This is a genomic window from Marinobacter subterrani (genome assembly GCF_001045555.1).
Classification (GTDB): domain Bacteria; phylum Pseudomonadota; class Gammaproteobacteria; order Pseudomonadales; family Oleiphilaceae; genus Marinobacter; species Marinobacter subterrani.
The window spans coordinates 2869440-2895252 of record NZ_LFBU01000001.1 but is presented as its reverse complement, the minus strand read 5'-3'; the positions used below and the strand labels follow the sequence as shown (position 1 = coordinate 2895252).

The window sequence follows — 25813 nt, the reverse complement described above, 5'->3', positions numbered from 1 at the left end:
TTTATATTTGGCGAAGAATAGCATCCTACAAAATCCAGGTCGCTGTTGTCACCGGTTTATAGGTACTAATAGCTAGGCTCCTCACTGCCCTATTTTGACGGATCTTATGGCAGTTTTCCTGCCTGCCGGTTTTCAGTGCTGCGATACTGGCAATGTGGCAGGATGCGATGACAGAATTACGACGACAATCAAGCTAAGGATCAACCATGCAGTGGATTCTGGGAATCGCGCTGGCAGCCGCGGTATTTGTGGTTCTGAAACAGTGGGGCGCGCTATCGGCCGAGAGGAAAAAGGCGGCCACCTGGAAGGTTGTGCTGGTGGTGGGTGGCGCCCTGTTGGTCTTTATGGTCCTTACCGGCCGGATTCATGTGCTGACCGCCGCCGTCGCCGCGGTTATCCCGCTGCTGCGCAAACTGCCTGCCCTGCTGAAATATGCCCCTGCCATCAACCGGATGTTCGCAGACAGGCCGCAGCAGGATACCGGCGGGCAGACAGGCCAGCACTCCGGGCCGGGCAGCAACCTGAATGGCCAGATGTCGGAGCGTGAAGCCTGCGACATTCTCGGGGTGAAAGCCGGCTGTTCTGAAGAGGACATCGTCATGGCCCATCGCCGGCTGATGCAAAAGCTGCATCCGGACCGGGGCGGCAGCGATTATCTCGCCGCAAAGCTCAACGAAGCCAAGCAGGTTCTGCTGGGCAAACGCAGGGCCTGAGCTCAGGGCAAAAGCTCGACCTTGACTTCAAAGCGCTGGTTGTCGGACCGGCTGCTGTTTACCTGATAGGTAATTCCGCTGCGCTCACGGGTCGCGCTGGTTGCGGTGCTGCCGAGGGTGACCCACTGGCCAGGCTCAACCCGGCGAACGGTGACCAGGGCTTCGGTTTCGTAGCCCTCCAGGCTGGCCGGGTCCTCTTCAAACGACACAATGTTCAGCTCAACGGCCCGGTCGGAAATGACCCGGGGGCTGACCAGAAATCCGCTCCGGGTTTCAACCTGTTCGAGAAAGGCGGCAGGGTTTCGGCCGCCCTGGATAGCAACCGGAATCGTCCGGATCTGGCCTGAGGTAATATGGGCTGATTGACCATCCTGCATTACCAGGGTTCTCTCCCGGGTGCTGGCCGTGCTGATCACGCGGTGTTGTGCCGAGATTTCGGCCTGCCCCCCGGAAGCGGACAGGCCGGCACCCGAGCGCTTGCCACCGATATCCGTGATGGAGCGAACGGTGATCCTGAGCTGAACCGGTGCCACATCCAGGGTGTCAACAAGCGTTCCAATTTCATCCAGAAGCTCTGGCTCGCCACGCACCACCAGTTGCATGCCGCGCGCGGTAACCGTTACAGGTGAGCCCTGGTAGAGCTGCCGGATCTGGGCAGCCACATCCTCACCGGGCCGGTTATTGAGCTGGTAGGCCCGGGTTTCAGTCTGGGCAAGCACGTGGCTTGAAAGCAGGCAGAGCAGGGCGGTCAGCGCCAGGTATAGAGGATAGCGTCGGGACATGGTGGTCATTGTTTGCTCCCAACCTCGATGCGGGGCTGAAAAAACTCCGTCGCACGGGTTGCCAAGTTGAAAACCGGGGGTATATATTGAAAAGCATGAAGACGACACACGCGACCTGTCAATTGAATGTTCTGCAAGCTTTCGGCGCCAAGCCGGCGGCGGCAGTCGCTGCTGTGTTTTTCTGGTGGTTTGGTTATGGCTTTTATTTTAGCCAGAGCCGGGGCCGCCCATAGGATCTTCATCGAACGAATAACGAGGAAGGCAGCCCGGCAGAAAACCCAGGCTGCCACCGGACTCGAAAAGCCCCGACTGGTAGCCCAGCCGGGGCTTTTTTGATTCTGACGCAGGGAAACGGGAACACTGATATGAACATGCCTTTGAACACCGAACTGACAGACGCTACCACGGAGGCTGTGGGCCGCCATCGCCGGGAAGTCCTCCTGCCCACGCCAGCGGAACTGACGCAGGAGATGCCAGCCAGTGACTTTGTCATCCGGCAGGTCAGCGACCAGAGACAGGCGATCCGGCAGATCCTGCAGGGTACCGACGACAGAACCCTGATCGTGATGGGGCCCTGCTCCATCCATGACGAGGTGGCGGCCCTGGAATACGGGGAGAAGCTCAAAGCGCTGGCCGATGCCGTCAGCGACCGGTTCCTGATTGTCATGCGCGCGTACCTGGAAAAGCCCCGGACAACTGTTGGCTGGAAAGGGCTGTTGTACGACCCCGAACGCACCGGGGCGGGTGATCTGAATGAGGGGCTGCGCCGTTCCCGTCGACTGCTTCTCAATCTGACAGCCATGGGCCTGCCTCTGGCAACGGAAGCATTGAGCCCGTTCGCCATGGATTACCTGGGCGATCTGGTAAGCTGGACCGCCATCGGGGCACGCACCACCGAGTCACAGGTGCACCGGGAAATGGTCAGTGGCCTGCCCATGCCCACCGGGTTCAAGAACGGCACCGATGGCGGCATCGCCGTGGCCACCAATGCCATGAAATCGGCAAGCCATCCCCACCACCACCTGGGCGTGTCGGCGACCGGGGCGCCGGTGATGATTACCACCCGGGGCAACCCGGACACCCACCTGGTTTTGCGCGGCGGCCGCGGTATTACCAACTACGACGCCGACAGTATTGGCCGGGCGGTCAGCGCGCTGCAAACGGCCGGGTTGTCCACGGCGGTGATGGTCGATTGCAGTCATGACAACGCCTGCAAGCAGGCGGAGCGCCAGTTGGATATCGCCCGGGAGGTGATGGCCCAGCGCGATGCCGGCAATTGCCATATTCGCGGGTTAATGCTTGAGAGCTTCCTGGAACCAGGCCGTCAGGACGATGGTGAGGACCTGCGTTACGGCTGCTCGATTACCGATCCGTGCCTGGGATGGGCGCAGACGGAGGCTCTGATCCGCTCACTGTAGACAGCAGCAACTGGCCGGCCAGCAACAACAGCACGCCGCCCATCAGCCGGTCCAGCCAGTGGCCGAAGCGGTTGAAGCCCCTGCGTACCTGCGGCAGGGTGAAGCAAACCGCAACCATGGCAAACCAGAGCCCGGTGGCCAGCGCCATGTAGATACCGTAGCCGGCCTGCAGGGCAATGGGTGTGCCCGGGCTGATGACCACAGAGAACAGCGAGACAAAGAACAAGGTTGCCTTGGGATTCAGGGCATTGGTCAGGAAACCCAGGCGGAGAGCGGCACGCCCCGACTGGCTGGTCTGTGGTGTGGCTTCCACATGAATACCGCCGGCCCGGGCCCGCAGGCACTGGAAGGCGATCCAGGTGAGGTACAGTGCGCCGAGCACCTTGAGCATGCTGAACAACAGCACGGATTGCTGGATCAGCAGGCCAATACCCAGCAGCGAGTAACAAACATGCACCAGGATGCCGCCTCCGATTCCAATGGCAGTCAGCAGGGCATTCCTGCGGCTCTGGAACAGCGCCTGCCTGAGCATCACGGCGAAGTCCGGCCCCGGGCTTGCAACCGCCAGCAGATGAACCAGTGCGACTGTCAGAAATTCCGGCCAGTAATTCTGCATATTCCTGCCTCCGATGTGTTCGCCGAGGTTTCGGACGCCTGACAGCATAGGCGGAAACGGAGATTTTTTCACGACGCAGTGTTTGTCCCGATACCCCGGGAACTTGCCGCAGCTTCTATACTGAGGTCACACTCGACCGAACCTGGCCCTGTTTCCGGGAGCCGGGGTGCCCGTCAGGAGGCCGCTGTATGAAAAAACGAGACGTAGACGTTGCCATTATCGGTGCTGGAACCGCTGGGATGGTGGCCTACCAGCGGGTGCGCCAAGTCACTGACAAAGTGGTACTGATCGAAGCTGACCAGTACGGAACGACCTGTGCGCGAGTCGGCTGTATGCCCAGCAAGCTGCTGATCGCGGCCGCTGATAATGCTCATCAGATGGGGCTTGGTGAGCTGTTCGGTGTCTCTGCCGGAGACATGAGGGTGGATGGCAAGCGGGTGATGGAGCGGGTGCGGGCCGAGCGGGACCGGTTCGTGGGTTCGGTGATCCGGTCCGTTGAGAAATTTCCGCAGGAGCACCGGCTCATGGGCCCGGCCCGATTCACTGGCCCGAACGATCTGGTGGTCGGAGATAACCTGGAGGTTGACGCCCGGCGAATTATCATCGCAACTGGCTCCCGGCCCAGCGTTCCCGCTTTCCTGGAAGAGGCCAGGGACCGACTGGTGGTGAATGACGATATCTTCGAGTGGCAGACGCTTCCGCAGTCGGTGGTGGTCTTCGGCCCGGGGGTGATCGGCCTGGAGCTGGGACAGGCCCTCAGTCGGCTCGGTGTCCGGGTACGCATGTTCGGAGTGGGTGGCGCCGTTGGTCCGATCCGGGACGACTCGATTCGTGCCTATGCCCTGGAGACTTTCAAGGACGAATTCCCGCTGGACCCGGACGCGGACGTCAAAAACGTCGAACGGGTCGATGGGGGCGTGGCCGTTACATTCATGGACGGGGAGGCCGGCGAACGCACCGAGGTTTTCGATTACCTGCTGGCGGCAACCGGGCGCCGGCCCAATGTCGATGGTCTGGATATCCAGAATGCCGGTATCGAACTGGACGAGAAGGGGATGCCGCTGTTTGATCCCCATACCCTGCGCTGTGGCCAGAGCCACATTTTTATCGCTGGTGATGCCAATAACAGCCTGCCCCTGCTGCACGAAGCGGCTGATGAGGGCCGGATCGCCGGCGACAATGCCGCCGCTTACCCTGATGTCCGGGTCGGCCTGAGGCGCACGCCTTTGGCCGTGGTTTTCACCGACCCGCAGATTGCCACGGTCGGCCTGACCATCCAGCAGGTGGACGAGCGTTGCGGAGGTTGCTTTGCCGTCGGTGAGGTGTCCTTCGAGGATCAGGGGCGCAGCCGCGTTATCGGCAAGAACCGCGGCCTGCTCAGGGTGTATGGCGAGCATGGCAGTGGCCTGTTCATGGGCGCGGAAATGTTCGGCCCGGCGGCCGAGCACATAGCCCACCTGCTGGCCTGGTCAGCCCAGCGACGGCTCACCGTGAGTGAGATGCTGGAAATGCCGTTTTACCATCCGGTCATCGAGGAGGGGCTTAGAACGGCATTGAAGGACCTGAACCGCAATCTCAGCATCGGGCCGGCGCCAGTGGATGACTGCACCGATTGTGGGCCGGGGGGCTGATCCGACTCCGGTACGCCTGAAGGCGTACTATCGAAGACATTGGCGAACTGAACTTCCAGGTAAGGAAACCATGGCGAACATTGTGGAAAGCTTCGTGAAACCCATTGGCAAACAGCGTGAGCTCCTGAGCCTTGCCGATGATTCAGACGACGAGGGCACCGTGGCGCCGATGAGTGATTACATCTTCCGTCAGACTGCGGCTTTTAACGGTGGCACTTCCCGGTGCAGGAACCACTTCTCGGTGACGACCTTCCGCGTAAACCAGTGTGACCGCATGAGCGTGCTGGCCAGGGGCTTCTTCACCCAATCCGGAACCTGCCAGCCTTCCTCCAGGTCTGCTGCCCGGTTACCGAAGCGTTCGGCAATGGCATCACCGTACACCTGCAGGGAAGAGGCGGAGTAGTCCGGGGCGTGGTGGATGACGTCGGCCGCCATCAGGGCAGATTCGACCGCGGGCCGTATGCCTTCACCACTCTGGGTATAGGCGAGCCCGGCGGAATCGCCGATCAACAGGATACCGTCATCCACCAGCGGCCGTTCGGCATGGGCATAAAGTAGGTAGGCGTGACCCTTGAATCGTCCGGGCAGGTCGGCCGGGATACGTCCTGCGGATTTCATTTCCTCCACAAAGGCGTGCAAATGATCGGTCAGCTTGTGGTTGTCCTCCCGGCCCAGGCCAATATTCAGGTAATTGCCTTTGCGGAACACCCAGGCATAGCCCTTGAGATCACGGCAGAACCACAGTTCCGGTGTGTCGCCCCGGGCCTGGCAGGCGGATGCCTGCTCCGGTGTCATCTCGAATTCCACTTCCTTGGCGGCAACCACCGTTTCATGCCCGCCGGGGCCTTCCCCAAGGAGCCTTGCCACCGGGCAGAAGTGGCCGCCGGCCCCGATCACCAGCGGCGCTTCCCAGGTGTCGTTGATCACCCAGTTACCGTCCTTGCGGACAATGGCTTTCACCGGAGTGGCAAGCTGTTTCGGGCAGCTCACCCGGCGGAGCAGGTAGTCATCGAATTCACACCGGCGAATGCCGTAACTGACGACATCACCGTGGTCATTTTCCACCGGGGGTTGCCCCATCATGCCGATACGGAACCTGCGAATTGGCTGGAGCGTTCGGCCGGTGCCGTATTCCTGGGGATCAATCTTCAGGGTGTCCATCACGGCGGGTGTGACCCAGCCGGCGCAGGTTTTGTCTCTGGGGAAATCCTGCTTGTCGATGATCAGAATCCGCTTGCCGCTGTTCGCAAGGGCGCCGGCCAGGGTGGAGCCGGCGGGGCCAGCGCCGACGATGATCAGATCATAGTAGTCCATCAGGCCTCCTCGGGGGCAGCGGGGAAGTTGTAGAGGTCCTGCCGGCTTCGGGGCAGGGTGTTGTTGTCGCCGTGGGTAAAGACCACCTGGAACAGTTGCAGCGAGCCGGCACGGAAGGCAGCCATGGAGCCGGCCAGGTACATGCGCCAGGCCCGGATAAAGTGTTCGTCATACATGGTGGACACCTTGTCCTCGTTCTCGGTGAACCGCTCCATCCAGTGGCTGAGCGTTTGGGCGTAGTGCAGGCGCAGGTTCTCCACATCCAGCACCGAGAAATCGCTGTGCTCACAGATCTGCATGAATTCGCCGATGCTCGGCGGATAGGCGCCGGGAAAGATGCGTTTCTCAATCCAGGCATTCATCAGCATGGGGCGGTTGCGGCCGATGCTGTGGAGCAACGCGATGCCATCGGGTTTGAGGCACCGTTTGATCAGCTCAGACATGGCCTGGTAGTTTTCCTTGCCAACATGTTCAAGCATGCCAATGGAGACAAAGGCATCGTACTGGCCGCTGATGTTGCGATAGTCGTCCTCGACATACTCAACCAGATTATCAAGGCCCTGTTTGTGAGCCTCTTCCCGGGCATAGGCCAGCTGCTCCCGGGAAATATTGTAGGAGTGGACCTTGACACCATAGTTACGGGCCATGTAGCGGGCCAGCCCGCCCCAGCCACAGCCAGCCTCGACCACGGTCATGCCGGGCTTGAGCCGGAGTTTCCGGCAGACATGTTCCAGCTTGGCCAGTTGGGCCTGTTCCAGGGTCAGGTCAGGCGTTTCGTAATAGGCGCAGGTGTACTGCATTTCGGCGTTATCCAGCCAGAGCCGGTAGAACTCATTGCCCAGGTCGTAATGGTGGTGGATGTTTTCCTTTGCTTCGGAAATGCCGGTAGACCGGGGATTGTGGTTGCGCCACAGCGCCTCCAGCCACTTCGGCCACTTCTGGCGGGCCTGATGAACCGCGCGGTAAAGCGCCTCCATCAGATCGGGCAAATCCCCCTCCACCTCCAGCCGCCCGGCGCTGTACAGATCGCCAAAGGCCAGGTTTGGGTTGGTGACCAGGGCATACAGGGCCTTGGGGTCGGTCAGGTGCAGGGTGAATTCCGCCTGCTGCCCCTCCGGTTCGATGATGTCTCCGTTCCAGAGCCGGAACCGGACCGACGGGCCACCGGCCATGCGCACAAGCTTGGCTACCAGCCAGCGTTCGTAGGTGTGGGGCGACCGGTCAACATGGGAGTTTTCCAGTGGCAGTGTAAGAACGTGGCTTTTCTGTTCGGCTCCCGATTCAGGAGTTTTTTGGGCCGTACTTTGGTTCATGGAATCCGCTCTCCCTTGGTAACCTCAACATCAATGTTTTTTCGACGACATGCATGCGCCACGGTTCCCGGGTACCGGGCCGGAAACCGCCGCTAGTCCGTTCAGTATAGAAAACTGTCGGATTTTGTCAGGTGGAGGGTAAATAGAGAGGAGCTACCGGTTGGAAAAGCGGGCAGAGAAACGTGGGGGCCTTTGCAGTGCAAGGATTGCCGGGCCCTGCTGGGGGCCCGGCCTTGCCATGGTTGTCAGTTGGTAGCGCTCATCCCGAACAACCCAGGGAAAACCACAATCAGGGCCAGCACCAGGATCTGGATCAGGATAAAGGGCACGATACCCCGATAGATATCCATGGTCCGGACCTCCGGGGGTGCCACGCCCTTCAGGTAGAACAGCGCGAACCCGAACGGGGGCGTCAGGAAGCTGGTCTGCAGGTTCATCGCGATCAGGATCGCAAACCAGAGCATGTTGATGCCCATCGCTTCGGCAATCGGTGCCAGGATCGGCACGATGATGAACGAAATCTCCACAAAGTCGATGAAGAAGCCGAGGATCAGGATCACCAGCATGGCCAGGATGATAAAGCCCCACTCGCCCCCCGGCAGCATGTGCAGCCAGTCCTCCAGCAGGTAATCACCGCCGGTGTAACTGAACACCATGGAGAAGGCGGTGGCGCCGATCAGGATGGCGAAGACCATGGCCGTGACCTTTACGGTGTCCTTGGAGGCGTCCCACACCATCTGGAAGGAAAACTGCCGGTAGATGATGGCCAGGACCACTGCACCGACACCGCCGAGGGCCGATGATTCCGTTGGCGTTGCGATACCGGTGAAAATGGAGCCCAGGACGACAACGATCAACGCCAGCGGGGGAATGATGGCCAGCAGTGCCGAGCCGATTTCCTGTTGCCGGGAGCGGGTGGGATCCTCGGGCATCGCCGGCGCCATCTCCGGCTTCAGGCGGGTCAGTATCAGGATGTAGACAATGTAGAGCACGATAAGGGCGACGCCGGGCCACACGGCAGCCCGGAACAGGTCTCCGACCGGCAGGCCGATGACGTCACCGAGGATAATCAGAATAATCGACGGTGGCACGATCTGCCCCAGGGTGCCCGAAGCACAGATGGTGCCGGTGCTGAGGCGTTTGTCGTAATTGTGTGCCAGCATGACGGGCAGGGAGATCAGGCCCATGGCCACCACGCTTGCACCGACCACACCCGTAGAGGCGGCCAGCAAGGCGCCGACGAGAATCGTGGAAATGGCCAGGCCGCCAGGCAGGCTGCCGAACAGACGCCCCATGGAGGTCAACAACTGCTCTGCCAGCCGGGTGCGCTGTAATACCACGCCCATGAAAATAAACAGCGGAACCGCCATCAGCACCTTGTTCTGCATCACACTCCAGATGCGGAATGGCATGAAGGCAAACAGGTCCATACCCTCGGCAAAGACCCCGAAGAACAGGGCGACACCACCAAAGGTAAAGGCCACCGGGAAGCCCACCATCAGCATGAAGAGGGCCACAATAAACATAATCATGCCAATCATGCGAGACCTCCCCCGCTGTGCTCCACTTCGTAGGATTTCTCACCGGTCATGACGCGCAAGGCAAAGGTCGCCATGTTAAGTCCGGCAACGGCAATGAAAAATGCCGTGAGCGGGATCACCGACTTGATGATCCAGCGATAGGGCAGGCCGCCGGGGTCGGGGCTGACTTCCCCCATCTGGTAGGAGTCAAGGACATAGTCGTAACCGTAGGTGCCTATCAGGTAGGCAAACGGAATCACGAAAATGAATGCCCCCACCAGGTTAACCCAGGCTTTGGTCTTGTTGCTCCATTTGGTATACAGAACATCCACGCGAACGTGGCCATCGGTGCGCATGGCATAAGGGATGCCCAGCATGAAGACCACTGAGTACAGGTGCCACTCCATCTCCTGCATACCGATGGAGACTTCGTTGAACGCGTAGCGGGACACGACATCGTAAAAGACGTTGGCGGTCATGAGTACCATCGCAACACAGGCTACCCAGCCGCAGAGATCGGACACTCGGGCCAGGCCCTCGTCCAGTTTGATAATCCAGCGCATTACAGGTCCTCCGCCAACCTGGTTGGCGATTTTCAATTGCTATAAACGACAAAACCGGGATCACTCTGAGAGCGATCCCGGCTCCGTAACAGCCGCTAGTTTACTCGACTTCGGCCATGGTGTTGAGGTAGGCGCGGGTCGAAATGTCCGTATAGGCCCGGGTCTTCTGGAGATACTCCTCCTGGGACTCGATGATACGTGCAGCCTGCTCATTACCCTCGGCAGCTTCTTTCAGCAGCTTTTTGTTGGCCTTGTACATGGCCTGGAACACATCCTTGGGGAACTGCTTGATCTGGACGTTGGGATGCTCTTCCTTGATGTTGGCCCATGCCTCAGCGTTGGCGTGCTGCGACTGCACCAGCATGTCATACGCAGAGACGCGCATGGCGGTGCGCAGAATCGCCCGCAGGTCTTCCGGCAGCTTGTCCCAGGTGTCCTTGTTCACCAGGAACTGCAGCTCGGTCGCAGGCTCGTGCCAGCCGGTGTAGTAGTAATCAGCGATCTGCTGGAAGCCCAGACGAAGATCCAGTGCCGGGCCTACCCACTCAACCGCATCAATGGTGTTGCGCTCGAGGGCGGTGTACAGTTCGCCCGGCGGGATGTTGGTGGGGCTGACGCCAACTTCGGCGAAGACCTCACCCGCGAAGCCGGGGATGCGCATCTTGAGGCCCTGAAGGTCTTCCAGGGATTTGATTTCCTTGCGGAACCAGCCACCCATCTGAACGCCGGTATTGCCACCCGGGAACGACAGCATGTTGTGAGGTGCGTAGACTTCCTGCATCAGCTCCATGCCGTCGCCATGGTAGAACCAGGCATACTGCTCGATCGCCGTCATGCCGAACGGCATGCTGGTGAAAAACAGGGTTTCAGGAACCTTGCCCTTCCAGTAGTAGGACGCGGAGTGGCCGATATCGTACTGGCCGGCCTTCACCATGTCGAAAATGCCAAACGGGGCCTTGTGTTTGTTGGCGGAGTCGATGCGAATACGCAGACGGCCACCGGACATTTCTTCGGCCAGTTCGGCCATGCGCTTGGTGGTATCGCCAAAAATCGGGAAGTTTGGTCCCCAGGTTTCTGCGAGGCGGAGGGTATAGGTTTCCTGGGCGAGCGCCTGTGTAGAGGCAAAGGTGGTTGCCACAGCCAGCAAAGCCGCGGAAAGAACAGAACGGATCTTCATTGCTCTTTATTCCTCTTATCGTTTTTGTAAGATGAGGGTTCACCCTTGTGGGGCCAAACCACTCATAGGTGTAGTTTACGTTAGCAATTATCGTTAACAAACGAAATCAAAAACGCCCCGTTTACGACATAGGTCGTACATGGGATCAGAGGTCATCCATTCTGTTTATCTGGCTGGAAAGTCGCATGGCCTCGTGCTCCTCCAGCGCGAGCAGATCCTCCATCAGCGACTTGGCCTCGGGAATCTCCGCCTTGCCGATCAGGGACGTGTAAAGGTCCATTACCTGGTCATGGAACTGGAAGATTTCGCGCGCAATGTCCTTGAAGGCCATGTCAGCGTAATGGGTGTCAGAAGCCCTGCTGGCGGTGATCGGTTTGTGGTTAAGATAGTCGTAGAGGCGCGTTTTCATGGCTTTCGGATCGGCCTGTCTTTCAAATTCACGGACGGTCTTGTCCAGCAGGCTTTCATGGCTGGACAGATAATCCAGCAGGGCGCTGGCCCGTTCGTCCTTGTTAAGGCTGGCAGACTCGTGCAGGCACCGGGCCAGGTGCGCGTGAAGCTGGCGGGTCCAGTCAATCAGATCCTCGAAGGTTTTTATTTCCATGGCATTGCTCCGGGCAGGAATGTTGGATGAATAATTGGCAGACACCTTCAGTCTAGTCAAACTTGTTGATTAATCAGCGCGTGGATCAGATCCTTGAGATCCGGGCAACATGAGATGGAATGCACCATGACAACGACACTGGGAATCATTGAAGGATTCTACGGCCCCATGTGGACCTGGCAGGAGCGCCGGCAGTTGGTGCGAACCCTGGTGCCCCACGGTTACGGGTTCTATCTGTATGCCCCGAAAGCCGATGGCTTCCTGCGCCGCCAGTGGCAGCAGCCCCACCCACCGGCCATGGCGTCGGAACTGGCGGGGTTTGCCCGGTTCTGCCGGCAGGAGGGCGTTCGCTTTGGAGTGGGTCTGAGCCCGTTTGAAATCTTCAACCGGTTTGACGACGAGGCCCGAGCGGCCCTGGCGCGCAAACTGGCGCTGCTGGAACGCATGGGCGTTGATGAGCTTGCTATCCTGTTTGATGACATGCGGGCCGATACGCCCGATCTTGCCGGCACCCAGGTGGAGATCGTGCACTGGGTTCGTGAACGCACGTCCATCGGCCACCTGAGCGTGTGTCCCAGCTACTATTCCGATGACCCGGTGCTGGATCGTGTCTTTGGCGAGCGCCCTGCTGATTACCTGGAGACGCTCGGACGCAAGCTGGACCATGCGGTGAATGTATTCTGGACCGGCGAGGAAGTCTGTTCCCGGGAGGTCTCCCCCGGCCACCTGAAGCGGATCGGTGACCTGCTCGGTCGCAAGCCGGTGCTCTGGGACAATTACCCGGTCAACGATGGCGACCGGATGTCACAACATCTGCATCTGCGCGGCTTTACCGGAAGACCCGCCGCCAATGCCGCACACCTGGCCGGCCATGGTATCAATCCGGCCCTGCAACCCGCCCTGACCGCCATCCCGGCGATCACCCTGGCCGAATCCTACCGCCTCGGCCCGTCTTACCAGTACGGGCAGGCGTTCCGGCATGCAGCCCGGGAAGTGGTCGGGGTAGAGCTTGCGGCGCAGATTCACGCCGACCTGCTGGTGCTGCAGGACGCCGGTCTGGGCCGAATCAGTGAGGAAAAGCGGCAGAGCCTGCAGCGTACCTACAATGCCTTTGATCATCCTGCCGCTGGTGAGATTCTGCGTTGGCTGGCCGGGGAATACCGGGTGACTGACGAGATGGTGGCAACCCAGTAACCCCGCCGGCTACCGGAGGTAGTATTCCACCGTTGAGACGATCCGAACGGTCTTCACCGGTTGCTGCCCTTCCATCACGCCGGGCGCCTGGTCCCGGGCCAGGATCTGGAATACCCCCTGGTTGGCCCGGCGCAGGCCCCCAAGTTCGGCCTTGGCGTCCCTGGCGAACTGGGTTGCCGCTTCCCGGGCTGCCGCGGTGGCCTCGGCAATCATCTCGGGCTTGATATCGTTCAGTCCGTTGAACAGATACGTGGGGCCGGAGGGGCCATAATCCGAGCTCAGCACCACGCCGGAATCCACCAGTTCGCTGACACCCTGGGCGGCCTGGCGGATCTTGCCGATATCGGTGCTGCGTACCATCAGGGTCTGGCTGATGATGAATTGCTGCTCGCCATTGGTGCCCTGGTAGGGATTCGCCCGGGTGTCGGTCACGTCCAGGCGCTGAAGCTCAACGGCACTTTCGTCAATGGCCTGCAGTTTCAGAAACGCCATGATGGCATCGCGGCTGCTCCTGGCCTTGTTCTGGGCCTCGCCCAGGGAGTCCCCGGTGGCGACGAACCGGATGGGCCACAACGCCAGATCGGCATTCACTTCCCGCTCGGCCACGCCCTTGACGGTCACATAGCGGTCGCCGGTGCGAAGGTCCGTCAGTCCGTCACCGATCAGCGAGGCGGAAATGATCCCGCTGATGCCAAGAATCAGAGCGGCAAGAAGTTTCATGGCTATTTCCCTTTATGGTTTGCCGGAGCGTCCGCGGGCCGGCTGCTATTATTGGAGTCAGGGACAAGGCTAGCGCTCCACTCTGTGCGCCTTATCCGGTTTGCTCTGTTCAGTGATCAGGACCTCTCAGTGTTCCGGGAAGCGCTTGAGCGCGAAAAGGGGCTTTCAGGCCGGGCGTAGCGGAGCCTCATTCGTCACAGGTTTTACTGCTGGAGCGCTGGAAGCGGGCGGCCATGGCTTCACGTTCCCGCTCCGGGTCTTTGAATTCGTCGGGCAATGGCTGGATAAAATAGAGGAAGTCGCCGTTCGTACGATTCTGCTCCAGCGGTGGTGCGCTGTCCGTTGCCGGCCAGAATGCCGGGCTGATAACGGCAACCGAGAGATCCGGCGCCCGCTTTTTCAGCAAGGCCACGGTTCCCAGGCCGTCTTCGCTGTGGAAGGTGCCGGTCAGGTGCAGCACCTGATGCCCCGGAAATCTGGCCCGGGCCTCCAGGATTCGGGTTGCCATGGTGTTATCCCGGAGCAGTTGGGCCTTGTAGGTGTTCTCCATCCGCTCGTTCATGGTGCTGTCGCCACGGTGGCTTGCGCCGATGGCATCGGCGAACTTCTCACGGTAAGCGGGGGTGTCCATGAAGGGATTCGCGGGCAGCGCCTGCCGGACAGGTTCGGGAACCCTGTCGAGATAGGGCGGGCCTTTGCGACCGACACAGCGGACAATATCCGCCGGCGCGTTGGCCGCGATCACCGGCAGGTGATGCCGGCGTGCAAATTCCACCAGGGGCCGGTAGGAGGCCCGGTAATTGTCCCAGGCGCCGGCATCCTCAATCATTTCGGCTTCCCCGATTTGTCCCTTGAGGTATTGGTCCAGTTCAGCCTGATGATCCAGGTTGAATTGTTCCATCGACAGGACCTGGCTCGGCTGTTGCCGATAGAGTGCAGTCTGGAGCCGGGATTGCAGCAGATGGGAGCCATGATGGCCGTGATATTCGCCGACAATCACCACCTCCGTACCGGCCAGTCTCTGGGCCAGTTGTTCCACGGTGAGAGCGCTGCCGCTTTCCGGGTCAACGATCCGGGCGTCATACTGGGTTTGGGGCCTGGTCAGGTCTTCCGGGGAGCTGGTCGAGGGCATGGCAGTGCATCCGTTCATGGCAAACAGGAGGAACAACAACAGGGCAGGGGCGAGTGGTTTCATAACAGTTATTACGGTGCGGCCGCTGTCAGGATCTGTTTTTGCGCTCTTCGCGCCAGTCCGGCCCCAGCTTTTCCTCCACGTATTCCCGGATAAACTGGCGAACTTTCTGGGACGGCGTCACATCTTCCTGTTTACAGAGTTCTTCAAAGATGGCCTTTTTTTCCGGGTCGATCAACAGGGTCAGGCGTGCGGTACGGTTTTCCATGGGGCGCGTTTCTCTCTGAAATTCTTTGTCTGAAATGGTCTTACCATTTCTTTCAGGCATGTTAATAAGATTAACATTGAATGCGGATGGGGTGACCATATAATCTAAGCGTACAGTTTGCAATCACCGAGACGTTCATGCCCCATCGCGCCCACCTGTTTTCCCTCCGGCTGGCCCACGCTTTACGCGAAGCCTGTATCGACGAGCGTTACAGCGGCCGACGGTTTTTTCGTGATCTCATGGCCGGAGTCACGGTGGGGGTCATTGCCATTCCGTTGGCCATGGCCCTGGCCATCGCCAGTGGGGTTGCGCCCCAATACGGGCTGTACACCGCCATCATTGCCGGTTTTGTGATTGCCCTGACCGGCGGCAGTCGCTTCAGTATATCCGGCCCCACCGCCGCCTTCGTGGTTATTCTCTACCCGATCGCCCAGAACTACGGGCTGGGTGGTTTGCTGCTGGCAACCCTGATGTCGGGGTTGTTGCTGATCATTATGGCCCTGATGCGGCTGGGCCGGTTTATCGAGTACATTCCCGAGTCGGTAACCCTCGGTTTTACCGGTGGTATTGCGGTGGTGATCGCTACGCTCCAGATACGGGACTTTTTTGGCCTGCCGGTTGGCGCCATGCCCGAACACTACTGGGGCAAGCTGGTGTTGCTGGCCGGCGCACTGCCGGAGCTTGATGGGGTAAGTACGCTGGTGGCCGGAGTCACCCTTGCCTTGATGTTGCTCTGGCCAAGGCTGAAAACCCCGGTGCCACCGCACCTCCCGGCGGTCATTGTCGGTAGCCTGCTTGCCCTGTGGTTCAATGCCAACGGCGCCGCTGTCGAAACCATCGGTTCGCGGTTCAGTTACCTGATGCCGGACGGCAGCGTGGGCGCGGGCATCCCGCCGGTTTTGCCGGAGTTCGCCTGGCCCTGGCAGCAGATGGGGGCTTCCGGCGAGCCGATCGGGCTGTCCTGGGATCTGGCCCGGGAGTTGCTGCCCGCGGCCTTCGCCATCGCCATGCTCGGGGCCATCGAGTCCCTGTTGTGTGCGGTGGTACTCGATGGCATGACAGGCAAACGCCACAGCGCCAACAGCGAGTTGATGGGGCAGGGAATAGGCAACATCCTCACGCCGTTTTTTGGCGGCATCACGGCCACCGCAGCCATTGCGCGTTCTGCGGCCAATTACCGGGCCGGTGCTGAATCACCGGTATCGGCGATGGTCCATGCGCTGGTGGTACTGCTGGCACTGGTGTCGCTGGCGGGCCTTCTGGCTTACCTGCCAATGCCGGCCATGGCTGCGTTGCTGATGGTAGTGGCCTGGAACATGAGCGAGGCGCCCAAGTCTGTGCATCTGCTGAAAACCGCTCCGCGCAGTGACATCCTGGTTTTCCTCACCTGTTTCTCGCTCACGGTGGCACTCGACATGGTGATTGCGATTACCACCGGCATCCTTCTGGCGGCGGTGCTGTTCATGCGTGAAATGGCCCAGATGACCAGAGTGACGGATATCACTGCGAGCAGTCGGGTAGCGGATGCGGGCCTGCCCGAAGGCTGGCAGGTGTTCAAGATCAACGGCCCGCTTTTCTTTGCTGCGGCCGACCGCATTTTCGGAGAGCTGGCGGACCTGTCCCGGAACGCCCGTGGGTTTATCCTCTATATGGATGGAGTCACCATTCTGGATGCCGGGGGCCTCTCGGCACTGAACAAGCTGATCGCCACCTGTCAGCGGGATGGCACCCAGATCGTCCTGGCCGACCTGCAGTTCCAGCCATTGAAGACTCTGGCCCGGGCCGGGGTCAAGCCGGTGGCGGGCGTCAGCTCGTTCAGCCCGTCACTGGAAGACGCCTTGCAATTGGTCAGCCAGAGCCAGTCCCCTGCCTGAACGGCTCCGGCACCGGATTGGCCGGGGTTCAAGTCGACATTCCGGTGGCCCTTGGGTATTCATCAAAAAAATGCCGAAAATAGATCATATAAATTTCAATTATAAATTTGAAACCACTAAAGTAACCCTCAACGTCAGCGCTTAGCTCAAAAAGTGAGCAGGTTGTTGGCTTCGGAAGTTGCAGTACGCTTCTCCACGCTACATAGAAAACCAACGTAGAAAGGATTGAGACCATGCCCTACGCAAAAGACGTTGACCAGATTGCTTCCCTGCTGAAGCAGAACCCGACCTGGAACGCCATCAACCCGAAGCACGCTGCCCGTATGCGCGCCCAGAACAAGTTCAAGACCGGTCTGGACATCGCCAGGTACACCGCCAAGATCATGCGTGAAGACATGGCGAACTACGACAAGGACACCGCCCAGTACACCCAGTCCCTGGGCTGCTGGCACGGCTTCATTGGCCAGCAGAAGATGCTGTCCATCAAGAAGCACTTCGGTACCACCAAGCGTCGCTACCTGTACCTCTCCGGCTGGATGGTTGCCGCCCTGCGTTCTGAGTTCGGTCCTCTGCCTGACCAGTCCATGCATGAGAAGACTGCCGTTTCCGGTCTGATCGAAGAGCTCTACACCTTCCTGCGTCAGGCGGACGCATGGGAACTGAATCATCTGTTCCGTGCCCTGGAAGAAGCCGAGAATGCCGGTGACAACGCCAAGGCCGACGAGCTGATCAAGCAGATCGACAACCACGAGACTCACATCGTGCCGATCATTGCCGACATCGATGCCGGTTTCGGTAACGCCGAAGCGACTTACCTGCTGGCCAGGAAGATGATCGAAGCGGGTGCCTGCTGCATCCAGATCGAGAACCAGGTATCCGACGAGAAGCAGTGTGGTCACCAGGACGGCAAGGTAACCGTTCCGCATGCCGACTTCCTGTCCAAGATCAACGCCGTTCGTCTGGCGTTCCTGGAACTGGGTGTTGATGACGGTGTGATCGTTGCCCGTACCGATTCCCTGGGCGCCGGCCTGACCCAGAAGATCGCCGTGACCAACGAGCCGGGCGACCTGGGTGACCAGTACAACAGCTTCATCGACGGCGAAGTGATCGAGAAAGCCGAAGACATCAACAACGGCGACGTTGTGATCAAGCAGAACGGCCAGTTGGTTCGTCCGAAGCGTCTGGCTTCCGGTCTGTTCCAGTTCAAGCCGGGTACCGGCGAAGACCGCGTGGTTCTGGATTGTATCACCAGCCTGCAGAATGGCGCCGACCTGCTGTGGATCGAGACCGAGAAGCCGCACGTTGGCCAGATCGCGGCCATGGTTAACCGCATCAAGGAAGTGGTGCCCGATGCCAAGCTGGTTTACAACAACAGCCCGTCGTTCAACTGGACCCTGAACTTCCGTCAGCAGGTATTCGATGCCTGGAAGGAAGAAGGCAAGGACGTATCGGCCTACGAGCGTGCCAAGCTGATGAGCGAAGAGTACGACAACACCGAGCTGGGTCAGCTGGCTGACGAGTGGTGCCGTAACTTCCAGCGTGACGGTTCACGCGAAGCCGGTATCTTCCACCATCTGATCACCCTGCCGACCTACCACACGGCGGCCCTGTCTACCGACAACCTGGCCAAGGGCTACTTCGGTGACGAAGGCATGCTGGCTTACGTTGCCGGTGTTCAGCGCAAGGAAATCCGTCAGGGGATCGCCACCGTCAAGCACCAGGATATGGCGGGTTCCAACATCGGTGACGACCACAAGGAATTCTTTGCCGGCGAAGCGGCCCTGAAGGCCGGTGGTAAAGACAACACCATGAACCAGTTCGGTTAATCGACGGTTCAGATGCAGTCGAAGCGGGTTTGATGGCCCGCTTTAAACCCGAAACCCCGCCCTGTGCGGGGTTTTGTTTATTCTGACACTGTCGTTGCTGTGTATGTGTCTGAAACTGCGGCACAAATCGCCGTTCGGACGTTTTCAGCCCGCTCTGCCTGTTTCAGCCCTGAAACAGTTCCTGCGCCCCGCCAAGGGCCCCCGTTCACGTGGTGAACAAAAAACCCCTTCTGAAATATTGACTTAGGTATCGTTTCCCAATTGTGGCACGAGAATCGCTCCCTATCTCAACGCGGGACTGGACCTTGGCTTACCCGAAGGCTAGCGGGTTGGGTCGGATCCCCTCGAAGCCAACAACCTCAAAGGAAATGACATCATGAATACTAAAAAAAGCATGCTAGCGATTGCAATTGCCATGAGCCTGGGTATTTCCGGAACTGCCCTGGCAGACCTGGGAGGAGACGGAGATCCGAACACCAACGCGGACGATACATCCACTGCCAACAATAATTCCGGCAATGACAGTTCCACCACTACCGACAGCTCGGACAACAGCACGGACGTGGCTGATTCGTTCAAGATTGCCGACAGTGGCAACGACATGTCGGACAATTCGGACAACTCGGACAATTCCGATGACTCGGATAACAGCACCAATGTTGCGGACAGCGGCAATACTGCGCAGACCGACAACTCCGACAATTCCGATAACTCGGACAACAGCACCAACGTTGCGGACAGTGGCAATACTGCACAGACCGACAACTCCAATAATTCGGACAACTCGGATAACTCCGACAGTTCCGACAACAGTACCGATGTCAGCGATTCGTTCAAGATTGCCGATAGCGGTAATGATAACTCGGACAACAGCACCAACGTCGCGGACAGCGGCAATACCGCGCAGACCGACAACTCCGATAACTCGGACAATTCAGACAACTCGGACAATTCCGATAACTCTGATAATTCCGATAATTCGGATAACTCTGACAATTCCACCGATATTGCGGACAGTGGCAACACTACCGTGTCTGACAGTGGCAACGACAGTTCCGATAACTCCATGGCACTGGATCTGGACGTGTTCCTGAACAGCGCCGAGTTGAGCGGCACCGTATCCGGTACTGCAACCACCTACGGCAGCGTCAGCGCTGACGGCTCCTACACCGAGGTTCGCAACAGCAACGAAATCTCCGGTGGCTCAGCGAACTTCACCGGTGTCGGGGCCTTTGCCCAGAATGCAGGCAATGGCAGCGTTACACAGGCTAATGTCAGTGTAATGTCCAACCTGTCCACCGGTAGCGGCGCGGGCGGCACCGAGTAAGGAACCCTGGCCGCACCTTCTACGGGTGCGGCCCGGTTATTCCGGGAGAACTGCCATGGGTTGCGTTATCAGATGGAAACTGAAGGCTGCCTTGCTGGGGTTAATGCTCGGGGCAACGGGACTGGTATCCGCCGAGGAGTGGCTGGATGCGGTGCCCTTGTCGGCCGATCAACTGGCGGATTCCAGCGGTCGCCAGGGCGTTCCGCTGCAGTTACAGGTTAACGATAACCAGCAAAACGCGAATGTGTCCGGCAACCTGTTGTCAGGGAATGTTGTCACCGGTGACAACCGGATTTCCGACAACGCGTTCGGCAACATGAGCGGCATTGCCACGGTGATCCAGAATACCGGTAACCAGGTGGTCATTCAGGACAGTACCCAGATCAACATACTGATTAATCATTGACGGAGGTGGGCCATGGTCGCAAAGGTTCTTGTTGCGATCTGCGCGAGTGCCGGGCTGCTATGGTCCACTGCATTTGCCGGCACGGTCATGGTGCCGGGTATTGGCGGTGATTTCCGGCTGGACGTCAAAAGTTTCGAAAACCGGCGGTTTGACAGCGTCATGCGCCAGCAGTACGACTTCAGTTGCGGCTCGGCAGCCGTGGCTTCGTTATTGACCTTCCACTATGAAGACCGAGTCACGGAGCACGATGTCTTCCTTGAAATGCTCGCCCTGGCAGACGAGCAGAAGGTGCGCCGGGAAGGCTTCTCCATGCTGGATATGAAACACTATCTGGAGGCCAGGGGCTACCAGGCCGATGGTTTTCGCATGTCGCTGGCGGGTCTTCGGGACAAAGTGCGCCTGCCTACGATCGTGCTGCTGAACATTGATGGCTTCCGACATTTTGTACTGATCAAGGGCATCAGCGAGGATGAAGTCCTGGTGGGGGATCCGGCCCGGGGCCTGAAGATCTATCCCTACGCACATTTCAGCGAATACTGGAACGGCACTGCCTTTGTTATTCGCAGCCACCTCAAGCAGGGGCGAGACGGTTTTCTCGCCGGCGGACATTGGCCCCAGGTGGCCAGGGCGCCGACAGAGAAAGGCCTGAACGGTCCCTCGCTCGGGCACACATTGCCCTACTGGCCCTCTTCAAGGGAATGGTGATGATCATGATGGTCCGGATGCCCGTTATTGCGTTATTGGCCACGTCTTTTGCAACCCTGGCGTTTCCTGTCCAGTCAGAGCTCGCGCTTGGCTTTGAGCCACTGAGTGACCAGGAGCTGTCTGAATACCGGGGCGGTTTCCTGATGGATGATCTCGAGATCAGCATTGGTCTGGAGCAGATCGTCGGTATTAACGGTGATACCCTGGTGATCAATCGACTGACCATTCCCAACCTCAACCAGGCCGCCAATGACCGCGTGGTGGACCATCATGCGGAAACCGTACTCGAGGTGATCAGTGCGAACCGGAGCGGCAGCACCCGTGTGTCCAGTCAGATGGCAGGGCCCAACGGCTGGATGACGGTGGTTCAGAATAACCTCGATAGCACGGTGATTCAGAACATGCATCAGCTGAACATCGAGCTGAGCAATCTGGGCGCCGGGAATCAGTTCCCGGCTCGGTTCAGTGATCAGTTGATTCAGCTGCTTGGCCGCTGATCAAAGGGAACATCAGAGACTGATCGGGAGCTTCAGGGTAATTTCGCTGTTGGGCGCATTTTCGGTAACGCCGACGCTCACCGTCAGGCTCAGGCTTGTGGACTGGCTCAGGCGGTGGGACAAGCCGAACGACAGTGAGCCGATCTGGATACTGTCGAAGCTGGCTGCAAAAAGATCAATATCCCGTTCGAAGGTTGTTTTCTGGATGACGGAATGGTCGTAGCCCAGGCTGAACGACGTGCGGTCGTTAAACGCAAACCCCATACCAAAGCCAAAACGTACTATGTCTCCAGGGTCGACCGTGTTGCCGTTTTCGTAGCCCTGCTCCTCTTTCTGTGTCCAGACGTAACTCAGGTTTCCGAACAGCACCGCCGGGTCTGACGGATAGATGAATGAGAGGCCTGGTTCGAATGCCCAGAAACCGGAGCCGGTGGGCCTGCTCTCCAGTTCAATGCCGATCTGGTTGCCTTCGCTGTCCCGGATGACTCTCTGGTCCACGTCATAGGGGCCCTCTCCGGTGGGTGCCTTCACCCGCATTGCACCAATGATGTAGGGCCAGCCGTCATAACCATCGGTTAGCTGGTAACGAACGGAGAGTTCGACATCGCCCAGGCCTTCGCCCGAGGACTCCCTTAACGTATCCACCGGAGTACCCTTGAACACCTGACGCTCCCTCAGGTCCTCACTGATACTGAGGTAGGGGACCCGAAGGGCCGCTTCAAGCTTGCTGGTGAAGCCGTATTTGAGGGACATCGCCCCGACGAAGATGTCCCGCTGGATCTCTGAGATATTGATCAGCCCGATGAGCAGGGCGGGTATCACCGTGTAACCTTCCACGGCGACCGCCGTTGAGTTGCTGTGCGCATGGGAGAAGGAGGGCTCGATTATGAAGCGCCCCGGGCGGGTCACAATGCCCCGGTCGGCGGTGATTGATGCGATGTCGGTAGACGCGTTGTTGCCCTGAGAGGCTCCGTCAGCCGGGCCTGCGGTATCCGTGTCCGCCTGGGCGGCCATCGCAGCGATGGGAGCAATCAGGCTAAGTGCCGGGAGAAGCCAGAGTCTGTTTTTATTCATGGGGGGAGCTCCTTCAGTTATTTTTTGGTGACCTGGCGGAGGCACCGTGGGGGAGCCGGTGCTTTTCCATCAGCCGATAGAGTGAAACCCTGGAAATGTTGAGAAGCCGAGCGGCGGCCGAGACATTGTTGTGGGTGAGGGCGAGGCTGACCGAAATGGCCTGCCGGTCGGCCCGGGACCGGAAAGCGTCGAGTGACAGCTCACGGCTGCGCTGCTGGCTGCCTGCCGGGGCAGCGGCGAAGCCCATATCTTCCGCCTCGATCTTTGGGCCTTCGCCCAGCAACAGGGCCTGGCGCAGCCGGTTCTGCAGTTCCCTGAGATTACCCGGCCAGGGGTGTTCGGCAAGGCAGATGAGGGTAGCGCCACTGAGGCGGCGGGGCCCCTGGGCCGAGGGCGTGGCCGAGAGGATCCTGTTGGCCAGCGCGGGAATGTCTTCCTTCCGGTCCCGCAGCGGCGGCAAGAGCACGTGCAGGCTGCCAAGCCGGTAAAAGACATCACTGCGGAAAGCACCGGTCTCCACCAATTGTTCAAGCGGTCTGGTACTGGTGGCGATGAGCCGGGCGTCGACGCTGATCGGGTTGTTGGATCCGAGGCGTTCTATCTGGCCTTCCTGGAGGAAACGCAAGATAGCCGACTGCTGCTCCTCGCACAGCTCGTCGACGCCAACCAGCAGGAGTGTGCCACCACTGGCGGCCTCAATGCGGCCTTTCTGGGCACTCATGGCATGGGTGAACGCACCTTTTTCATGGCCGAAGAGCTCATTCTGGGTCAGGGAACGGGGCAGGGCTGCGCAGTTCACCACCACCAGCGGCTTGTTTTTGCGAGCTGAGTGGTCGTGGATAAACCTGGCCGCGGTCTCCTTGCCGGTCCCGTTTTCACCATAGATGAGTACCGGCTCTTCGGTGCGGGCAAACTTTGTCAATAAAGTCCTGACCTGCCGGATGGCGGGGGAGTCACCTTCGAGGGCGAAGTCGTGATAGCTGCCAGGCCTGGACAGTGAGACCCTCGCCTCCAGTTCGGACATGCCCCAGAGGTGGCCAAGGATGGCATGGAGCCGATCAGCCTGAAGCGGCAGAGTGTGGTAGTCCTTACAATAGCGGTTGATCAGCGCACAGATATCGGGGTTGTGAACCTGGTGAGATTCCAGCGTGGCCACCCAATGCTGGACCGGAATGGCATCCAGCCATTCGGGCAGACAGGCCAGTTGATCCTTTTTCATTGAAGCGAGGTCGAACACGCCTACTCGCGACCCTTGGCAGGACTTTAAATTGGCCGGCGGACGCCCTGCCAGGGCGATATGGATCAGCTGCCAGTCCCTCAATAAGGGCTCGCTGGTGATGAGAACCGGATACACCGCTGACAACCAAACGAGCGGTCGTTTTTCCTGCATGACAACTCTCCTGAGATACTGCCGGGAAAACGAACTGCCTGATGTTCAGTAAATGCTGGTAATACCGGAACTGCTCGATCCGATCACTACCCTGTGACCGTATACGGCTCGGGGAAACAGGCGAAAATCCTGCTGGCAGACATTCAGATTGTATGCCAGCTTATAGACTTGTAGTCGTTTCAGAGGGTTGCAGCTCTGGCGGGTTGCAGCGACGAAAAGTCTGTAAAGTTTGCCGACACAGATGTGTCAAATCTGACAGGGTTGTGAGTGCCCGGGCGGGACCCGATACCGCATAGCTTCCGTTTCCGCGCTGGTTTTTTCTCTCTGGTAGGCTGATGCTTGAACACGGTGAGGTGAGTGATGGGCAACATGACGACAATGGATCAAGTTGATCAGGCCAGGGCGGAGTTGCTGGCTCAACTGGACTGGACGCGCAAGCGCACGGAGATTCTGGTGTGCTCTCTGCCCGAGGCGCAACTGGATGTACCCTGGCATCCGGGCGTCAATCCTCCGCTCTGGGAAATGGGCCATGCTGCCTTCTTCTACGAGGTATTCGTTTTCAACCTCCTTGATGGTACGCCCAGTTATGACCCGTCCATGGACGATCTCTGGGACTCCTTCCATATTGATCATCGGGATCGCTGGAACCGGGATCTGTTTCCGGGGCGAGCGCAAACCCTCGAGTATTTCAATACCATCTATGATCGGGTGGCGCAGCGAATTGAATCGGATCCTCTGACCGACCAGGCGCTATACCTTTACCGCTACGCAATTTACCACCAGAACATGCATATCGAATCACTGATCTGGTGCCGGCAGACGGTGGGTTACCCGGCGCCTCCCGGGACGGATTTTTACCGCCCGGCGCCAGGCGAACAGCACGACGGCGATGCCCTGATTCCCGCAGGGGAGTGGCTGATCGGCATGCCCGGTGAGTCCGGGGATTATGCCCGGGAGGACTTTGCCTTCGACAATGAGAAACCCCGGTTTACCGTGCACCTGGATCAGTTTGCTGTTTCCAGGTGCCTGGTCAGCAATCGCCAGTTCATCGAGTTTATTGAGGATGGTGGCTATCGTCGGCCCGAGCTCTGGTCGTTCGGTGGGCGGAAGTGGCTGCAGACCGAATCCGATGTGGCTCTGGTGCATGGCAGTAACGAGCCATTGCTGCGCCTGCCACGCCATCCGCTTTACTGGCGCTGGCATGATGAGCATTGGCAGGAACGGGTGTTCGATGGCTGGCGGGCACCTGAGCCGGACGCCCCTGTCACCCACGTGACTTTCTGGGAGGCGGAGGCCTGGTGTCGCTGGGCGGGGCGTCGTCTGCCGACGGAATTTGAGTGGGAAGTCGCGGCGCTTGGTAACCGGCCGGGCGAGCCCTTCCGGCGTTTTCCATGGGGCAACGTGGCACCGGATGACTGGCATGCCGACCTGAATGGCCGTGCCATGGCCCGGAACCCGGTCTGCGATTTTCCTGAAGGTGACAGCCCCTTTGGTTGCCGCCAGATGACAGGCACTGTCTGGGAGTGGACCAGCAGCCAGTTTTTCCCCTACGACGGCTTCAAGGTGGATATGTACCCCTTCATGTCGACACTTCAGTTCGGCGACCACAGGGTCACCCGGGGCGGCAGTTGCGCCACCTCGTCATGCCTGATCCGGGGAACCTACCGCCAGGCCTATCTGCCCCAGCGGAGTGATGTCTACACCGGTTTCAGAACCTGCGCGCTCGGAACCTAGTGCCACACTTGGCAC

24 protein-coding genes are annotated in these 25813 nt (G+C 59.3%); 11 read left to right on the top strand and 13 right to left on the bottom strand.

Features of this window, described 5'->3' with window-relative positions:
• Positions 1 to 206: 206 nt before the first annotated feature.
• On the top strand, positions 207 to 713 hold the full coding sequence (locus tag msub_RS13520) for a DnaJ domain-containing protein (RefSeq protein WP_048496492.1): 507 nt from the start codon (positions 207 to 209) through the stop codon (positions 711 to 713).
• A gap of 2 nt (positions 714 to 715) precedes the next feature.
• Here the strand turns inward: msub_RS13520 and msub_RS13515 are convergent, their stop codons facing one another.
• A complete protein-coding gene (locus tag msub_RS13515; protein ID WP_048496491.1) occupies positions 716 to 1504 on the bottom strand; it encodes a secretin N-terminal domain-containing protein in 789 nt (262 codons plus the stop codon).
• A 356-nt stretch (positions 1505 to 1860) separates the two neighbouring features.
• On the opposite strand from msub_RS13515, the gene msub_RS13510 reads away from it, so the two are divergent.
• A complete protein-coding gene (locus msub_RS13510) occupies positions 1861 to 2913 on the top strand; it encodes a 3-deoxy-7-phosphoheptulonate synthase (RefSeq protein WP_048496490.1) in 1053 nt (350 codons plus the stop codon).
• On the opposite strand, the gene msub_RS13505 is transcribed toward msub_RS13510, so the two are convergent.
• Positions 2858 to 3529 carry a LysE family transporter gene (locus msub_RS13505; protein ID WP_048496489.1) on the bottom strand — a complete coding sequence of 224 codons (672 nt, stop codon included), beginning with the start codon at positions 3527 to 3529 and terminating at the stop codon, positions 2858 to 2860. The two genes, msub_RS13510 and msub_RS13505, sit on opposite strands and share 56 nt — an antisense overlap.
• A 188-nt stretch (positions 3530 to 3717) precedes the next feature.
• Between msub_RS13505 and msub_RS13500 the strand changes: the two genes are divergently transcribed.
• On the top strand, positions 3718 to 5160 hold the full coding sequence (locus tag msub_RS13500) for a dihydrolipoyl dehydrogenase (protein WP_048496488.1): 1443 nt from the start codon (positions 3718 to 3720) through the stop codon (positions 5158 to 5160).
• 189 nt (positions 5161 to 5349) lie between these two features.
• Here the strand turns inward: msub_RS13500 and msub_RS13495 are convergent, their stop codons facing one another.
• From msub_RS13495 to msub_RS13470, 6 genes are all read right to left on the bottom strand, one after another.
• The gene (locus tag msub_RS13495) at positions 5350 to 6474 is read right to left on the bottom strand and encodes an NAD(P)/FAD-dependent oxidoreductase (RefSeq protein WP_048496487.1); all 1125 of its coding nucleotides are present in this window, start codon (positions 6472 to 6474) and stop codon (positions 5350 to 5352) included.
• Complete coding sequence (locus msub_RS13490; RefSeq protein ID WP_048496486.1) at positions 6474 to 7787, bottom strand: SAM-dependent methyltransferase; 1314 nt, start codon at positions 7785 to 7787, stop codon at positions 6474 to 6476. The genes msub_RS13495 and msub_RS13490 overlap by 1 nt, the downstream gene beginning before the upstream one ends.
• A 245-nt stretch (positions 7788 to 8032) precedes the next feature.
• Complete coding sequence (locus msub_RS13485; protein ID WP_048496485.1) at positions 8033 to 9328, bottom strand: TRAP transporter large permease; 1296 nt, start codon at positions 9326 to 9328, stop codon at positions 8033 to 8035.
• Positions 9325 to 9870 (bottom strand): TRAP transporter small permease subunit, encoded by a 546-nt coding sequence (locus msub_RS13480; protein ID WP_048496484.1) that lies wholly within the window; start codon positions 9868 to 9870, stop codon positions 9325 to 9327. The genes msub_RS13485 and msub_RS13480 overlap by 4 nt, the downstream gene beginning before the upstream one ends.
• A gap of 100 nt (positions 9871 to 9970) precedes the next feature.
• Entirely contained in the window at positions 9971 to 11047 is a 1077-nt protein-coding gene (locus msub_RS13475) for a TRAP transporter substrate-binding protein (protein WP_048496483.1), read from the bottom strand.
• 145 nt (positions 11048 to 11192) lie between these two features.
• Positions 11193 to 11651 (bottom strand): hypothetical protein, encoded by a 459-nt coding sequence (locus msub_RS13470; RefSeq protein WP_048496482.1) that lies wholly within the window; start codon positions 11649 to 11651, stop codon positions 11193 to 11195.
• A gap of 126 nt (positions 11652 to 11777) precedes the next feature.
• Here msub_RS13470 and msub_RS13465 point away from each other — a divergent pair, with 126 nt between their 5' ends.
• A complete protein-coding gene (locus tag msub_RS13465; protein WP_048496481.1) occupies positions 11778 to 12845 on the top strand; it encodes a beta-N-acetylglucosaminidase domain-containing protein in 1068 nt (355 codons plus the stop codon).
• Positions 12846 to 12854: 9 nt separating this feature from the next.
• Here the strand turns inward: msub_RS13465 and msub_RS13460 are convergent, their stop codons facing one another.
• The 3 genes from msub_RS13460 to msub_RS13450 all read right to left on the bottom strand — a co-directional run bounded on the left by msub_RS13460 (position 12855) and on the right by msub_RS13450 (position 14965).
• Positions 12855 to 13565, bottom strand: coding sequence for an SIMPL domain-containing protein (locus msub_RS13460; RefSeq protein WP_048496480.1), 711 nt, complete (start codon positions 13563 to 13565; stop codon positions 12855 to 12857).
• Positions 13566 to 13752: 187 nt separating this feature from the next.
• Positions 13753 to 14697 (bottom strand): ChaN family lipoprotein, encoded by a 945-nt coding sequence (locus msub_RS13455; RefSeq protein WP_082146496.1) that lies wholly within the window; start codon positions 14695 to 14697, stop codon positions 13753 to 13755.
• An 88-nt stretch (positions 14698 to 14785) separates the two neighbouring features.
• Positions 14786 to 14965 (bottom strand): hypothetical protein, encoded by a 180-nt coding sequence (locus tag msub_RS13450; RefSeq protein WP_048496479.1) that lies wholly within the window; start codon positions 14963 to 14965, stop codon positions 14786 to 14788.
• A 137-nt stretch (positions 14966 to 15102) separates the two neighbouring features.
• Between msub_RS13450 and dauA the strand changes: the two genes are divergently transcribed.
• The 6 genes from dauA (at position 15103) to msub_RS13415 (ending at position 21600) form a co-directional block, all read left to right on the top strand.
• Positions 15103 to 16839, top strand: a complete 1737-nt coding sequence (gene dauA, locus msub_RS13445; RefSeq protein WP_048496478.1) for a C4-dicarboxylic acid transporter DauA — start codon at positions 15103 to 15105, stop codon at positions 16837 to 16839.
• Between the two features lie 233 nt (positions 16840 to 17072).
• Positions 17073 to 18665 (top strand): isocitrate lyase, encoded by a 1593-nt coding sequence (locus tag msub_RS13435; protein WP_048496476.1) that lies wholly within the window; start codon positions 17073 to 17075, stop codon positions 18663 to 18665.
• A gap of 376 nt (positions 18666 to 19041) precedes the next feature.
• Complete coding sequence (locus msub_RS13430) at positions 19042 to 19992, top strand: hypothetical protein (protein WP_048496475.1); 951 nt, start codon at positions 19042 to 19044, stop codon at positions 19990 to 19992.
• Positions 19993 to 20047: 55 nt separating this feature from the next.
• Entirely contained in the window at positions 20048 to 20398 is a 351-nt protein-coding gene (locus msub_RS13425; protein ID WP_048496474.1) for a hypothetical protein, read from the top strand.
• Positions 20399 to 20410: 12 nt separating this feature from the next.
• Entirely contained in the window at positions 20411 to 21103 is a 693-nt protein-coding gene (locus msub_RS13420) for a C39 family peptidase (RefSeq protein ID WP_048496473.1), read from the top strand.
• The gene (locus msub_RS13415; protein ID WP_048496472.1) at positions 21103 to 21600 is read left to right on the top strand and encodes a hypothetical protein; all 498 of its coding nucleotides are present in this window, start codon (positions 21103 to 21105) and stop codon (positions 21598 to 21600) included. The genes msub_RS13420 and msub_RS13415 overlap by 1 nt, the downstream gene beginning before the upstream one ends.
• A gap of 12 nt (positions 21601 to 21612) precedes the next feature.
• Here the strand turns inward: msub_RS13415 and msub_RS13410 are convergent, their stop codons facing one another.
• Positions 21613 to 22674: a transporter gene (locus msub_RS13410; RefSeq protein ID WP_082146495.1), complete on the bottom strand. Its 1062-nt coding sequence runs from the start codon at positions 22672 to 22674 to the stop codon at positions 21613 to 21615.
• 13 nt (positions 22675 to 22687) lie between these two features.
• Positions 22688 to 24064 carry a sigma-54 dependent transcriptional regulator gene (locus tag msub_RS13405; RefSeq protein ID WP_048496471.1) on the bottom strand — a complete coding sequence of 459 codons (1377 nt, stop codon included), beginning with the start codon at positions 24062 to 24064 and terminating at the stop codon, positions 22688 to 22690.
• A gap of 369 nt (positions 24065 to 24433) precedes the next feature.
• Between msub_RS13405 and senA the strand changes: the two genes are divergently transcribed.
• On the top strand, positions 24434 to 25798 hold the full coding sequence (gene senA, locus msub_RS13400; RefSeq protein WP_082146559.1) for a selenoneine synthase SenA: 1365 nt from the start codon (positions 24434 to 24436) through the stop codon (positions 25796 to 25798).
• Positions 25799 to 25813 lie beyond the last annotated feature (15 nt).